Origin of the sequence: Nocardioides conyzicola, assembly GCF_039543825.1 — a bacterium.
Taxonomy (GTDB): domain Bacteria; phylum Actinomycetota; class Actinomycetes; order Propionibacteriales; family Nocardioidaceae; genus Nocardioides; species Nocardioides conyzicola.
The window spans coordinates 530,326-543,938 of record NZ_BAABKM010000002.1; the positions used below are offsets into that span (position 1 = coordinate 530,326).

Genomic DNA, 13,613 nt, shown 5'->3' on the forward strand with positions numbered 1-13,613 from the left:
GCGCGTTCCCCGCCCTGCCTCAATTCGGCCAATCGGTCGCCTCGGATGTTACGGCGACCTGATGCGCTCGTCACGCGATCGATCTATTACGCTTTGGACCGTTCGAGGGCAGACCGGCGTTGAGCGCGAGCAGCAGGTCCAGGCACTCCTCGGCCCGCACCTCCCCCACGATGATCCGGCTCGGCCGCATCCGCAGGCTCTCCTTGACCAGGTCACGCAGCGCGATCTCGCCCGTGCCCTCGAGCCCGGACTGACGGGTCTGCAGCGCCACCCAGTCGGGGTGGTTGAAGCGCAGCTCGAAGACCTCCTCCGCCGACACCACCCGGTCCCCACCCGGGATCGCCGCAGCGAGGCAGTTGAGCATCGTGGTCTTGCCCGCCTGCGTCGAGCCGGCGACCAGGATGTTGAGGCCCGCGCGCACGGACGCCTCGAGGAAGGCCGCCGCGGCCGGCGTCATGCTCCCCAGCTCGACGAGCTGACCGAGCCGGCCGGCGCGGAGCACGAACTTGCGGATGTTGACCGCCGAGAACCCACGGCTGATGCCCTCGAGCACGACGTGCAGGCGGTGGCCCTCGGGGAGCATGGCGTCCACGAACGGGCTGCTCATGTCGATCCGGCGCCCCGACGACTTCAGCATCCGCTCGACCAGCTCCTGCACCTGCGCGCTGGTCAGCACCAGCGTCGTCAGCTCGTGCCGGCCGTTGCGGGCGATGAAGACCCGGCTCGGGTCGTTGATCCAGACCTCCTCGACCGAGTCGTCGTCGAGGAAGGGCTGCAACGGACCGAACCCGGACACCCGCGCGACCAGCTCCCCGACCATCACGCCCACGTCGGCGACGGGCGCGACCACGCCGGTCAGGCTGCGGTCGTCGTGCGCGCGGACGACGCCCTCGGCGATGCGCCGCACCAGGGCTGCCTCACGCTGCGGGTCGACACCCTCGCGGCGTACGTGCTCGCGCACCTGCTGGTCGAGCTCTTCGACGAGCTCGTCGTGCGCACCGGCGCCGTCGTGCGTACGGCGTGCCGCGGGATGGGTCAATGGCATCAGGGCCCCCGAGATGAAATCCTTCGCAGCCAGTCTTGCCACGGCCGGGCCCGTCGAAACAGCCCCCAGCCGTCATCTGTGGACAACGACCGGGCGGAGGCTAGGCCGGCGGCACGTAGTGGTAGATGTCCAGCGTGAAGGACTTGACGTCGTAGCCGCCGCTGGCGCGGGCCACTCGCCACGTCAGCTCGTCCACGTGTTCCGTCGACCAACCCCGCTGCGTCTGGAGCACCGTGCTCGCCTCGTCGCCCGCGACCGTCGTCGTCGGTGGGAGCTGGGGATCGGTGAGGGCGAGCGTCGCGGTGCCCTCGCCGCCCGCGGTGGTCGGACCGCCGACGGTCGTCAGCCGGACCGTGTCGAAGGTCAGGTCGAGGTCGACCGGCGAGTCGACCCTGAAGGTGTCGTCGCTGACCGTGCAGCGCTCGTCGTAGAGCGAGAACGACAGCGCTCCGTCGGGGAAGCGCTCGCTGGCCCGGGGCGGGCAGGCGTAGGTGAGGTAGGTGCCCGTCTTGGGACCACCGGCAAGGAACTCGTAGGGCTCGGTGGCCGTGCCGACGCGTGCCTCGGACGGGGTCACCGGCACGGTGAAGTGCTGCTCGACCCGGGAGCCGTCGGCGACCACGAGCGGCTTCGTCGCGGACAGGTGGTTGCCGTACCGGTCCACCCACGTGTTCGTCAGCAGATAGGTCCCTGCCGGCACCCGGTCGCCGTGCTGGTCGGTGCCGTCCCACGACCGGGCCTGCTCGAACGGGTTGTCCGCGTGCTGGTAGACGACGGCGCCGTCCGGCCCGGTGATCCGGCTCGCGCCCGTGGGCTCCGGGGAGCCGTCGTCCGTGACCCGGTACTCCTCGCCGACCCAGGTGAACTGGTCCTTGAAGTACGTCGTGTCGCGGTAGATGGCGTCCCTGTCGAGGTGGATCGCCGGGGAGAAGGCGATGCCGTTGGGTGACCTGTCGAACGTCGAGCGCGTCACGGCCCGCGTGGAGTCACTGTCGCGCAGCCGCGCCGTGGTCGCCGTGAACGTGACCCGGTAGGCGCCGTCGCGCACGTGGGCGCCACCGCGCTTGCGGCCATTCCACCACCAGGCGTGCCAGGCGCGGGACTGCTTCCCGAGGTCGACCGTGCGGACGACGGCCCCGCGCGCGTCGCGGACCGTCACCGTGACGCTGGCGCGCTGGCTCGGCCGGTAGGAGAACACGGTCCGGTCCTGCGAGCCGTCGCCGTTCGGGGAGAAGCGGACGGTCCCGCTCCCGACCTGCAGCAACCGCTCGGCGTGCCGCACCTTCGCGTCAGCCGGCACCGCGCCCAGCAGGGTCGCGGCGATGGCGAGCACGACGGCCGCCGGCACGGCTCGAGCCAGCAACGATGAGCGCAGCGAGTTCCCCACGTGCGCCACCGTAGGCCCCCCGAGCTCGTCGGGCGTCAATCGAGTACGCCGGGGGCGGCACCCTCGTCGTCGATCCAGTCCTCCGCCACGTCGAAGAGCTCCTTCTTCTTGCCCTTCTCGTCGTCCTTGTTGCGACCCGAGCGACCCGTGGGGCCAGCGCCGGAGCGACCACCCGCGCCGCCGCGGCCGCCGGAGCGTCCGGCACCCGCACCCGAGCGACCGGCACCTGCGCCGGAACGTCCGGCACCCGCGCCCGCACCCGAGCGACCGGCACCGGCTGCGGACTTGCCCTGGGCGCCTGCGGCAGCGGCGCCGCTCCTGCCGAGGGTGCCTGCCCCGCCCGTGCGGGCCGAGGCACCGATGCCCTTGACCGCGCTCGCGGCCGTGCCGCGCCCGGCCGTCCCTGCGGCGGCGCCGCCGGAGGTCGGGAAGAGGCCGCCCTTGAGCGCCCCGGTCAGCTTGGCGCCGATGAGACCGGCAGCCATGCCGCCGGCGGTCGCACCGCCGACGCCGAGGGCCGATCCCAGCCCGGAGCCGGAGGCCGACCCGCTGACCGGCTCGTAGTCGATGGAGCTGGCCGGGGTCTCCGTCGTGTTCTCACCCGTGGTGGTCGGCACCTCGTGGTGGTGGTGGGTGAGGACCTGCTCGAAGCCGACCGTGTGGTGCGGCTGGTGCACCAGGCCGATCTCCGTCCCGTGGTGCCCGGTCGGCCCCTGGAGGTGGGTCGGCGTGATCGCGTGGCCGGTGGTCCCGCCCGAGGACCCTCCGTTGCTGCCCCCCGGCTGCTGCTTCGCCGGCTTGGGCACCTTCGGCGGGTCGGGCTCACCGTGGATCTTCTTCATCGTGGCGGCCGACTTGGTGAAGGTCGCCTCGAGCTGGTCGGCCTCGATGCGCGCCTTCTCCTCCTGCTCGGCGAACGCCTTCGCGAAGGCCTTCTGGTCGGCCTTGCTCTTGGCCTCCTTCGCCAGCTGGGTGTCGTCCGCGTCGCCGGGGGCGGTGTACGGCGTCGGCTGGTCCATGTCCTGCATGGTCGCGGCCGCCTGCTGGGCGACGTGCATCGCAGCACCGGCGTCGACCAGGGCCTGGACGGCGTCCTTGAGTACCACGGACTTCGCGGACATGGCAGCAGCGGAGCGCTGGAACGCCGCGTCGACGGCCGGCCCCGTCTCGCCGCCGATCGCCCACTTGACCGTGCCGGAGGCCTGGGAGAGGTAGGTGCTCACCGTCTCCAGGATGTCCCGGCAGCGGCTCCACTCGATGGCGGCGTTGTTGACGACAGCGGGGTCGGTGCCGAGGACCGCCTTGTTGAGGCGCTCGACCTGGGGTCCCTTCACCATCAGTGGTTCCCCCCGCCGTGACCGTGGAAGTTGTCGGAGTTCAGGTGCGAGCCGGCGGCGGCGAGCTCGGCCTTGCGGCTCGGCGTCAGGTCGGCGGCGGCCTGCAGGTCCTGCTCGGTGAGGTTCTTGGAGAACTGGCTGAGGTTCTCGGCGTAGACCTGGAGGCCGACCACCATGTCGTTGAGGGCGTCGACCACGTGCTGATGAGCGACACCGGTGTGGTGGTCGAGCAGGGCGCCCGGCTCGGATCCGCCGAAGACACCGGACACGTTCGGGGGCTGCCCCTTCTGGATGTGGCTTGCATGCTCTTCCAGAATGTCTCGGCACGAGTTCACCAGGGCTTCTGGCAGCCCCAGCATCGTCAGCACGTCCAGCGGTCCCATGGTCATGACCTTCCCCCGATGAAGAGTCCCTACGCTCCGTCGAGCGCTCGTACGAGGACCTCCCCGCGAACGACGCCGGCAAAACCTCTGGAGCGGCACCAACTCCGGAGACGTTTCGCGGCCCTCGGGCGCGGTTAAGGTTCAGCCGTACGTTCTCGGACCTCAGGAGGCCTTCGTGTCCCGCTTGGCCACCGCTGCCGCGCTCGCCGGTCTCGTGCTCGCCCTCACCGGGTGCAACGGCTCCGATCCCGAGGCGGACCCGACCACGAGCCCGTCCTCGTCGGCCGCCTCCCCCTCCGACAGCGGGTCCACCGACCCGTCGGAGAGCAGCTCCCCGACGGTCCCAGCGGCGACCGGGCCCCTGCTCAAGATGCCCAACGCCACGATGAACGCGCCGAAGGGCTACAAGAAGCTGGCCGGCTTCGCCGACTTCACGACCGAGGCCAACCCGAGCGACGGCACGTTCGGCGCGGTCCGCCTGAGCTCACTGGAGTACGCCGGGCCGACACTTCCCCTCGACCTGCAGGTGAAGGCGGTGCTGAAGGTCGCGACCTCCAAGATGACGCGCCAGGACAACATCGAGATCGATGGGGTCGAGCTCTGGCACCTCCGCGGCTCCACCGGCTACAGCAGCGTGGACGAGTACGGCGTCCGCAACGACGGCTACGAGACGAGCATCGACTTCGAGTTCCAGAAGGGCACCCCGGCGTCCACGCGCGACAAGGTCATCGCCGAGAGCCTGGCGTCCTTCACCTGGCGCTGACCCCCCCGGCCGCTCAGCGGCCGCGCAGGGTGCCCGGGAACCACGAGCTCGTCCACACCCGGTCGGTGCGCACCCGCGTGCCGGAGTACGGCGCGTGCAGCACCAGCCGGCGACCGTGGCTCCAGCCCGCGAAGACGCCCACGTGGTAGACGCCGCCGCCGTCGGTGAAGAACATCAGGTCGCCGCGCTTCATGGCGGCGCGCGAGATGTGGCGGGCGAAGTGGGCCTGCGCCGAGGACGTCCGCGGGATGTGGGAGAAGCCGGCCCGGCGGAAGCTGAAGTAGGTCAGGCCGGAGCAGTCGAAGCGGTTCGGCCCGGCGGCGCCGTACGCGTAGGGGTCGCCCTTCTGGGCGATCGCGGTCCGCAGGCCGCGCTCCACGCGGGACAGGGCCGGCTTGTGGTGCCGGGCCTTCGCGGAGGTCCTCGTGGTGGCGTGCGCGGCTGCCGTCGCGGCGTGGGCGTCGGAGACGGGCGCCGAGGTGAGCAGGCCGATGGCGAGGGCGCCGCTGAGGGCGACCCGGGCGCCCGTGCGGCCGCAGACGCGGGCAAGGGTGGGCAGGGCAAGAGACATAACGTGGTTTCCTTCCCACGCCTGCGAGGTGAGCTGTCGGGTTCGGGCAGGAAGGTGCCCGGCCGCCAGAAGGCGGCTTCACCCCAAGCGGCCGAGGCCGCAGAAGTGGTTCCCCCGTCCCTACCCGTGCTGGATGTTCTGTCGTCGATCGGTCCGAGTGTCCGACCTGGCGGACCGGTTCCGTGAGCGGGTAGGGCTCGGCGTACTCGGGAACCGGTGGGTGCTGGTGCAATCGTCAACGACACTAGCCAGCGAAAGTCATGTAGCCCAATCCACAATCCCCCGGGAGCGTGGCGCAGCCCACATCTCCCGCGTGGAACCGGGCCCGGATTGGACGCAGGTCACACCCGATCAGTCCAGCATCCGGCCGTCCTCGAGGCGGATGACGCGGTGCGCGACCTCCCACACCCGCTGGTCGTGGGTGGCCACGAGGACCGCCGAACCGGCCCGCGCGGCGTCCGCCAGGGTCCCGATCACCTGGTTGACGTGGTCGTCGTCCTGGTGGCCCGTGGGCTCGTCCAGCACCGCCAGCCGCGGCGCCAGGATCAGCGCCCGCGCGATCGCGACGCGCTGCTGCTCGCCCAGCGAGGTCTCGAGGACGCTGCGCCGGGCGAAGGCCGTCAGGTCGAGCGCCGCCGTGAGCCGCGCGAACGCCTCCCCCGGGTCGACCCCCGCCCGGTGCGCCGGCAGCGCGATGTTGTCCTCGACCGTGAGGCCGGCGAGCAGCCCGTGCTGCTGCGGCACCACGGCCACCAGCGACCAGTCGGCCGTCGCGGCGGTCGGCCTGCCGTCGAGGGTCGCCGAGCCGCGGTCGGGGCTCTCGATCCCGGCCGCGAGGTGGCACAGCGTGGACTTGCCCGACCCCGACGGACCGGCCAGCGCGACCAGCTCACCGGGCTCGACCCGCAGGGAGATGTCATGCAGCACCTCGACGCGGCGGTCGCCCACGCCGTACCCGTGGCCGATCCCGACCAGCTCGAGCGCGGTCACGACTCCCCCTCCGGAGCACGCAGGCGTACGCCGTCGGCGCCGATCTCGACGATGACCCGACGTGACGGGAAGAGGTCGAGCACTGCCGGAGGCAGCTGCAGGCGGCCGGTGGCGTCGATGACGCCCGTGGTGTCGCGGCGGGTGGTCTCGCTCGAGAGCACGCCGTGGCGCAGGCGGAGCAGGCGGTCGGCGCGGTGCATGATCCGCTCGTCGTGGCTGCTGATGACGACTGCCGCCCCGGCGGTCGCCGCGGCCAGCAGGGCGTCGACGACGAGGTCGGCGTTGGCGTGGTCGAGCTCGGCGGTCGGCTCGTCGGCCACGATCAGCGCGGGCGACCCGACGAGGGCGAGCGCCACGGCGAGACGCTGCTGCTCGCCGCCGGAGAGCGCGTAGGGGACGTGGTCGGCCCGGTGGGCCAGCCCGACCGCGGCGAGCGCCTCCGCGGGGTCGGCGGTCCGGGAGGCTCCGCGCCAGCCGGCGACCTGCCGGAGCTGGTCGTCGGCGCGCAGGTGCGGGAAGACGCCGAGCGCCGAGCGCTGCGGGACGAACCCGATCCGGCGGCGCCGCAGCTGGCGCAGGTCGCGGGTCGAGGCGGCTCCGATGTCGCTGCCCAGGACGGTCAGGGTCCCGGCGCTGGGCCGGTCCCGCGCGCCCAGCATGGTGAGCAGGCTGCTCTTGCCGGAGCCGGACGGGCCGGCCACGACGGTGAGTGCTCCGGGGTGCACCTCGAGCCCGATCCCGCGCAGCGCGTGCGTCTCCCCGGTCGCGGAGCGGAAGACCTTGACGAGGTCCTCGCAGCTCACGGCCGGGTCGGCGACGATCTCAACCTCCGGCACGAAGCACCTCCGCGGGGACGCGCCGGCGGGCCCGCCGAGCGCCGAGGATCCAGGCGAGCAGGACCGTCACGACCAGGACGACCAGCAGCAGGACGAGGTCGGCCACGCCCGGCCGCGGTCGGGTCAGCGGCGGGATCGTGGCGACGGCGTCGATGATCGTCGGCGCGAGGACCAGCCCCGCGCCGGCGAGGACTGCGGCCAGGACGGCCGTCGCGACGGCGTACCCCACCTCCCAGGCGCGGGCCCGGGCGAGCTCGCGGGAGGACCAGCCCATCCGGGCGAGGAGCACGTCGGAGACCGTGTCGCGGTCGGCCAGGCGGAGCGCCAGCACCAGGGCCCCCGCGAGGGCCAGGACCAGCATCACCACGCCCAGGGCGAGCACGTAGCCCGCGGCCCAGGTCGAGGCGACGAGACCGCTGGAGATCGCCTCCTCGGTGCCCGTGACCACGGTGCCGTCGGTCGACACCTGGGCGTCGGTCAGCGCGGCGCGCAGCTGGGCCGGCGGGTCCTGCGACCAGACCCAGGACGAGAAGGCGCCCGCCCGGTCGCTGGTCGCTCCGGGCCGGGCCGGGTTGACGCTCCGCGGCGCCAGGTGGAAGAACCTGCGGGTGCCGGCGATGACGGTCACGTCGCCGGTCTCGGTCTCGGATCCCGGGAACGCCTTGACGACGCCCACGACCTCGAACGGGATCTGGAACTCCGAGTTGAAGTCGAGGGTGCCCTGGTCGCCCGCCCGGTAGTGGGTGTTGCCGGCGAGCAGCACCTGCAGCCCGTGCCCTTTGCCATCGAGGCGCGGCAGCAGCTCTCGTCCGGTGTCCAGGTCGCCCGAGGCGCCCCAGTCGGCCACGCCGTCGAAGGTCGCGGGGTCGACGACCATCAACGGCTCGTCGCCGAAGTCGGGCGGGAGGGTGACCGAGCGCCGCCAGACGATCGAGGTGCCGGCGGCCGGAGGCGTCAGGAGGCCCTTCATCTTGTGGCCGCGGAAGTCCTCGGCGACCTCGATCGAGGTCGGCGCCCCCGACAGCGCCGCCGTCTTGTCGGCGACGCCCTCGTCGATGCCCCGGTGGACGGTGAGCGCGTAGGCGAACAGTCCGAGCGCGACCGCGACCACGGCCGTGAGGGAGGTGACCTCGCGCATCACCGTCCCGGTCCGCCGGGTCGCGAGCCAGCGCGAGCTGCCGGGCCGGGCTCGTCCGGGTCGCCGGGCACGCAGCCACGCGACCCCGCGGGCGACCAGCACCGCGACCGAGGCCGCGACCAGGACCGGGAACGCCATGGTCAACGGGGTCGACGTCCGGTCGGACACGTCGACGGTGAAGACGGCCGCGGCCACCACCACCGTGGCGGCCAGGAGCGCCGCGGTCCAGGGCACCGCCCGCCGCCCCCGGCCGAGCCGGGACAGCCGGTCGACGCGGTCGGTGGCCGCAGCGGCGAGAGCCGCGGTGGCCGCGACCAGGAGCAGCGCCCCGGCGGCCGCGAGCACACCGGTGACCACGTCCGAGGTGGCCACCGAGAGCGCCCCGTCGGTCGGCGGCCCGGCGGCCACGACGCCCAGGCAGGCCAGCCCGATGCCGGCGGGTACGGCGAGCAGGCAGACCAGCAGCACCTCGAGACCCGCGAGCAGGGCCACCTCGCCGGGTCGGAGGCCGAGACCCGAGGCCAGCAGCTGCTCGCGGCGCCGGCTGCGACCGAGGAGCACCCAGCCCGCGACGAGCAGCGCGGCGGCGAGCACCTGCCCGGCGACGGCGTACGGCCGGACCTGGTCGCGGGCGCTGTCGGCGGTGTGGTCCGCGTCGAAGACGATGTCCGGCAGGCCGGACGCGACCTGGAGCTCCGCTCCCCCAGGCTCGGCGTCGAGGAGGTAGCGGGCCAGGATCTGGGACTGGTCGTAGGCGTCGTCGGCGAGCCGCTGGACCTGCGTGACGGTGGTGGCCGCCTGGTCGGGGGTGATGTCGGGGTCCAGGCGGAGGTCGGCGAAGTAGATCGGCGCCTCGGTGGTCGCGACGATGAGGCGGTCGAAGGACCCGCGGCCGGCGATCGCGAGCGGCGTACCCGCACTGGGGTCGTCCGGGTCCGCGGGCAGGTACCACCGGTCGGCGTCGTCGGCATCGGCCAGCTGCACCGGCAGCGTCGAGCCGGACGCTGCCTCGTAGGTGCCGGCCAGGACGGTCTTGGTGAGCCGACCCCCTTCGGGCAGGAACGTCTGCTGCAGCCCGATCCGCAGCTCGTCGCCGACCTCGAGCCCGAGCCGCCGGGCGGCGCCCTCCTCCAGCCAGACCCCGGGCGCGTCCTCGTCGCCGCCGAGGGCGGTGATCGCGCCGTCGTGGTACCAGAGCGCGGCGGGCTCGACCGCTGCGCCGACCTTGGCGACGGCCTTGCGGGTGCGGCTCTGGCCGGCGCCCGACGCGCCGAGGCTGGGCGGCCCGTAGCCGGTCAGCGCCCCCATCCTGGCGTCGAGGATCTGCTCACCCTCGGCCGGGATCACGCCGTTCCACGAGACCCGGAGGTCGCCGGAGTCCGGGCCGAACGGCTCACCGGCGGCGCTGCGCAGGCCGTCCGCGAGCGCGGTCGACCGGGCGGTCGCGGCGAAGAGCGGCGGCGCGGCGAAGGACGCCACGAGCAGCGTGACCGCGACCAGGACGAGCGCCATCCAGCCCGGGGTCCGCACCAACCGGAGCGGCGCGGCCCGCCACAGCGCTCCGCGCCTCGCGGCGCGCGGTGTGGGCGGGGTCACGCCGGTCACAGTACGGCGGTGGGAGCGCTCCCGTCAGCCCTTTTCGCCAGCGACCTCCCCGACCAGGTCCGCGATCGAGTCCACGACCCGCGTCGGCCGGTAGGGGAAGGTCTCGATCTGCTCGAGCCGGGTCGAGCCTGTCGTCACCAGGATCGTGCGGAGCCCGGCCTCGAGCCCGCTGATGATGTCGGTGTCCATCCGGTCGCCGATCATCACCGTCGTCTCGGAGTGCGCCTCGAGCCGGTTGAGGGCGCTGCGCATCATCAGCGGGTTGGGCTTGCCGATGAAGTACGGCGTCCGCCCGGTCGCCGTGCTGATCAGCGCGGCGACGGAGCCGGTCGCCGGGAGGAGGCCGTGCTGGCTCGGACCGCTCGGGTCGGGGTTGGTGGCGATGAACCGGGCACCGGCCGCGACCAGCCTGATCGCGCGGGTGATCGCCTCGAAGGAGTAGGTGCGGGTCTCCCCCAGCACCACGTAGTCCGGGTCGCGGTCGGTCATCACGTAGCCGACGTCGTGCAGCGCGGTGGTCAGGCCCGCCTCACCGACGACGTACGCCGTGCCGTGGGGCCGCTGCTCCTCCAGGAACTGTGCGGTCGCGAGCGCCGAGGTCCAGATCGCGGCCTCAGGCACGTCGATGCCGCTGCCGAGCAGCCGGGCGCGCAGGTCGCGCGGAGTGAAGATCGAGTTGTTGGTGAGCACGAGGAAGGGGCGCCCCGACGACTTCAGCGCCTCGATGAACTCCTGGGCGCCCGGGATCGGCACCTCCTCGTGGACGAGGACGCCGTCCATGTCGGTCAGCCAGGTCTCCACGGGGCGCGAGGTCATGGCGGACATTATCGCCGCGGCAGCAGTACCTCGACGCCGTCGGCGGGGTGTTCGCCGATGATCCGGCCTCCCAGCGCCTCGACGACGGCCCGGACCTGGCTCATCCGGTCGATGCTCTCGTCGGCCATCTCGGCCTCGTCCGCCCGGCCGGCGGTCACGACGGTGACCCGCAGGTGGCCCTCGGTCTCCGCGTTGAAGACGATCCGGACGGCACCGGTCCCGCGGCGTACGACGTCCGCGAGCAGCAGGTCGGTGGCGTGCTCGACCGGGCCCGGGGTGTAGGTGAGCGTCAGGTCGCCCTCGACGGCGGCCGTCAGGGTCCGGTTGCGGGAGGCGAGCCGGTCGGCCCAGCGCTGGGCCAGCTGGGTCGACAGGTCGGACAGGGGAACCTCGGCGCCGACCATGAGGCTGCCCCGACGGGTGATCTCGACGAGCTCGGCGGCGACGGCCGACACCTCCTCCGCACGGGCCAGGCACCGCTTGACGGTCTCGAGGGCGTCGGGGGGCAGGTCGTCGCGGAGGCTGAGGTCCTCGAGCTCGAGGCGGATCCCGGTGAGCGGGGTGCGCAGCACGTGCGAGGTGTGCTCCGCGAACGCGCGCTCGCGGTGCACCCGGTCCTCCAGGGCGAGCGCGCTCGAGCGCAGCGCGTTGGCGATCGCCCGCGCCTCCGGGATGCGGGTCGTGGGCAGGTCGAGGTCGAAGCGACCCCGCCCGAGCGCGGCCGCCGCGATCGCGAGCTTCTGGAACGGCGCCGAGAGGGCCGACGCGACCAGGAAGCCGGCCATGCCGGCGGCGACGGCGATCAGCAGGAAGAGCGCGGCGATGGAGCCGATGTCGCGCAGCAGGATGTCGCGGATCACCCCGGACGACTCGCTGACGGTGACCTGGCCCGAGGCGTCCACCTCCGTGGTGGCCGTGATGTCGTCGTCGGTGTCGCCCTGGCCCTGGTAGTCGTCGCCGGTGACGACCACCGGGTCGGCGCCGTCGGCGGCGTACGCCAACCGGTCGCGCGGACCGACCAGGGTGGTGAGGAACTTCTCGTCGACGCTGCCGCCGGCGGCCTCGCGGTCCGACACGATGGCGGCGACCAGGTCGGCCTCCTGGTCGAGCTGACCCGCGACCTGCTCCCGGATCAGGTCCTGGAGGACGAAGGTGCGGACCAGACCTGCCCCGAGGAGCAGGACGATGCTCAGGACGATGAACGCGGCGGTGAGGCGCTCACGCATCGGTGGGGCCGCCTTCGAGGCGGAATCCCACACCTCGAACGGCCACCACACGGTCGGTCACGCCTACGGACTCGAGCTTCTGGCGCAGCCGACCGATGGTGACGTCGAGCGTCTTGGTCGAGCCGTACCAGTTCTCGTCCCACACGTCGGCCATCAGCCGGCCGCGCGAGACGACCTTGTCCCGGTTGGCGGCAAGGATCGCGAGGACCTCGAACTCCTTGCCGGTCAGCGGGACCTCCTCGGTGCCGGCGTACACCCGGCGGGCGTCGACGTCGATGCGGACCCCGTCGGGGGACGCCTCTTCGATCGAGCCGGACTGCGGCGAGGAGGTACGGCGCAACAGGGCGCGCACGCGCGCCTGCAGCTCGGCCAGGCCGAACGGCTTGGCCAGGTAGTCGTCGGCCCCGTAGTCGAGGCCGACCACCCGGTCGAGCTCGCCGGCCCGCGCGGTGACGATCATGATCGCCCCCGTGTAGCCGGCCTCACGAGCCCTGCGACAGACCTCGAGCCCGTCGATGTCCGGAAGTCCCAGGTCCAGGATCACGAGCTCGGGCAGCGACGCCAGGGTGTCGAGCGCCTTCTGGCCGCTCTCCACCCACTCGACGTCGTAGCCCTCACGTTCCAAGGTGCGGACCAGAGGAAAAGCGATGTCCTCCTCGTCCTCCACGACCAGGACCCGTTGCGCCATGGGAGGGAGCATAGGGCCATGGGGGTCGCTTACCTGTGCACTGCTCATGGTTTCGCCTCTCGCGTGCCCACCGGGTCGAGGACGCGGACCGTTGGCGACGGGTGCCGCAAGCGCCGCGACATCAGCATCGCCAGGACCACGGCCGCCGCCGCGATCAGCACCCATCCCTGGGGGTGCTCCAGGAAGAGGTAGGCCCAGCCGATCCACGGGATCGTGACCTCCACCCGTGACAGGGTCGGGCTGTCGGTGCGCACCAGCCAGGGGTCGGGGCTGGGCTCAGCGTCGCCCTGCGTCCGGATCCCGTCCGCCTCGATGGCGACGATCCGATGGGTGACCAGGGTGTCCTCGTCGACCGCCCCGGGCTCCCGGAAGGTGATGACGTCCCCGACGCGCAGGTCGCTCACGGGCACGACCCGCTCGAACGCGATCGAACCGCGGTCCAGGCCACCCCCCATCGAGTCGCCGGTCATCACGTAGCGCTGGAGACCGAGGCCGATGGGGAGCAGCACCAGCAAGGTCACCGGCCCGAAGATGACCACGAACAGCACCAAGCGCCACCACGGCGTCGGCGCCGGGTGGCGAGGGGCTGTCTGGATCTCCATGGTGCTTGCTTTCCGAGACACTCGGGGGAATGGGGGTGGACCTGCCGGTCCCGCGCTCCCCCAGGCAGCGCTGGACCGACAGGTCCGTCCTGCAGAGCGGTCGAGTGGCGCATCCCCCCAGATTGCGCACGCTTCCGCCCGTGTGTGGTCTGACCACGACCATCCGCGCTCCCCCCAGGTGCGCGGCGGCCATCGTCATCCCGGGACCGCGTCGGGCCTGCTCAGC

13 protein-coding genes and 1 riboswitch are annotated in these 13,613 nt (G+C 72.8%); of the genes, 1 reads left to right on the forward strand and 12 read right to left on the reverse strand.

Translation table 11 applies throughout. The annotated features are described in order from the left end of the window. Window positions 1-70: 70 nt before the first annotated feature. The 4 genes from ABEA34_RS05600 to ABEA34_RS05615 all read right to left on the reverse strand — a co-directional run bounded on the left by ABEA34_RS05600 (window position 71) and on the right by ABEA34_RS05615 (window position 4,038). Window positions 71-1,045, reverse strand: a complete 975-nt coding sequence (locus tag ABEA34_RS05600; RefSeq protein WP_345520094.1) for a TadA family conjugal transfer-associated ATPase — start codon at window positions 1,043-1,045, stop codon at window positions 71-73. A gap of 100 nt (window positions 1,046-1,145) precedes the next feature. Further along, complete coding sequence (locus ABEA34_RS05605) at window positions 1,146-2,432, reverse strand: FlgD immunoglobulin-like domain containing protein (RefSeq protein WP_345520096.1); 1,287 nt, start codon at window positions 2,430-2,432, stop codon at window positions 1,146-1,148. Window positions 2,433-2,467: 35 nt separating this feature from the next. Continuing rightward, window positions 2,468-3,769 (reverse strand): hypothetical protein, encoded by a 1,302-nt coding sequence (locus ABEA34_RS05610; RefSeq protein WP_345520098.1) that lies wholly within the window; start codon window positions 3,767-3,769, stop codon window positions 2,468-2,470. Next, window positions 3,769-4,038, reverse strand: a complete 270-nt coding sequence (locus ABEA34_RS05615; protein WP_345520099.1) for a hypothetical protein — start codon at window positions 4,036-4,038, stop codon at window positions 3,769-3,771. Before ABEA34_RS05615 ends, ABEA34_RS05610 begins: the two co-directional genes overlap by 1 nt. Before the next feature lie 289 nt (window positions 4,039-4,327). Here ABEA34_RS05615 and ABEA34_RS05620 point away from each other — a divergent pair, with 289 nt between their 5' ends. Continuing rightward, window positions 4,328-4,915, forward strand: a complete 588-nt coding sequence (locus ABEA34_RS05620) for a hypothetical protein (protein ID WP_345520100.1) — start codon at window positions 4,328-4,330, stop codon at window positions 4,913-4,915. Between the two features lie 13 nt (window positions 4,916-4,928). Here the strand turns inward: ABEA34_RS05620 and ABEA34_RS05625 are convergent, their stop codons facing one another. The 8 genes from ABEA34_RS05625 to ABEA34_RS05660 form a co-directional block, all read right to left on the reverse strand. Beyond that, window positions 4,929-5,486, reverse strand: coding sequence for a C40 family peptidase (locus ABEA34_RS05625; protein WP_345520101.1), 558 nt, complete (start codon window positions 5,484-5,486; stop codon window positions 4,929-4,931). A 3-nt stretch (window positions 5,487-5,489) separates the two neighbouring features. Continuing rightward, window positions 5,490-5,632, reverse strand: a riboswitch (cyclic di-AMP (ydaO/yuaA leader). Window positions 5,633-5,837: 205 nt separating this feature from the next. Further along, window positions 5,838-6,476 carry an ABC transporter ATP-binding protein gene (locus ABEA34_RS05630; RefSeq protein WP_345520103.1) on the reverse strand — a complete coding sequence of 213 codons (639 nt, stop codon included), beginning with the start codon at window positions 6,474-6,476 and terminating at the stop codon, window positions 5,838-5,840. Further along, the gene (locus tag ABEA34_RS05635; RefSeq protein WP_345520105.1) at window positions 6,473-7,312 is read right to left on the reverse strand and encodes an ABC transporter ATP-binding protein; all 840 of its coding nucleotides are present in this window, start codon (window positions 7,310-7,312) and stop codon (window positions 6,473-6,475) included. The genes ABEA34_RS05630 and ABEA34_RS05635 overlap by 4 nt, the downstream gene beginning before the upstream one ends. After that, window positions 7,299-10,046: a hypothetical protein gene (locus ABEA34_RS05640; RefSeq protein ID WP_345520107.1), complete on the reverse strand. Its 2,748-nt coding sequence runs from the start codon at window positions 10,044-10,046 to the stop codon at window positions 7,299-7,301. Before ABEA34_RS05640 ends, ABEA34_RS05635 begins: the two co-directional genes overlap by 14 nt. 33 nt (window positions 10,047-10,079) lie before the next feature. Beyond that, the gene (locus ABEA34_RS05645) at window positions 10,080-10,880 is read right to left on the reverse strand and encodes an HAD-IIA family hydrolase (RefSeq protein WP_345520109.1); all 801 of its coding nucleotides are present in this window, start codon (window positions 10,878-10,880) and stop codon (window positions 10,080-10,082) included. Then, window positions 10,880-12,097, reverse strand: coding sequence for a histidine kinase dimerization/phospho-acceptor domain-containing protein (locus ABEA34_RS05650; RefSeq protein ID WP_345520111.1), 1,218 nt, complete (start codon window positions 12,095-12,097; stop codon window positions 10,880-10,882). The genes ABEA34_RS05645 and ABEA34_RS05650 overlap by 1 nt, the downstream gene beginning before the upstream one ends. Then, a complete protein-coding gene (locus tag ABEA34_RS05655; RefSeq protein WP_345520113.1) occupies window positions 12,090-12,785 on the reverse strand; it encodes a response regulator transcription factor in 696 nt (231 codons plus the stop codon). The genes ABEA34_RS05650 and ABEA34_RS05655 overlap by 8 nt, the downstream gene beginning before the upstream one ends. A 44-nt stretch (window positions 12,786-12,829) precedes the next feature. After that, window positions 12,830-13,387, reverse strand: a complete 558-nt coding sequence (locus ABEA34_RS05660) for a signal peptidase I (protein ID WP_345520115.1) — start codon at window positions 13,385-13,387, stop codon at window positions 12,830-12,832. Between the last annotated feature and the right edge of the window lie 226 nt (window positions 13,388-13,613).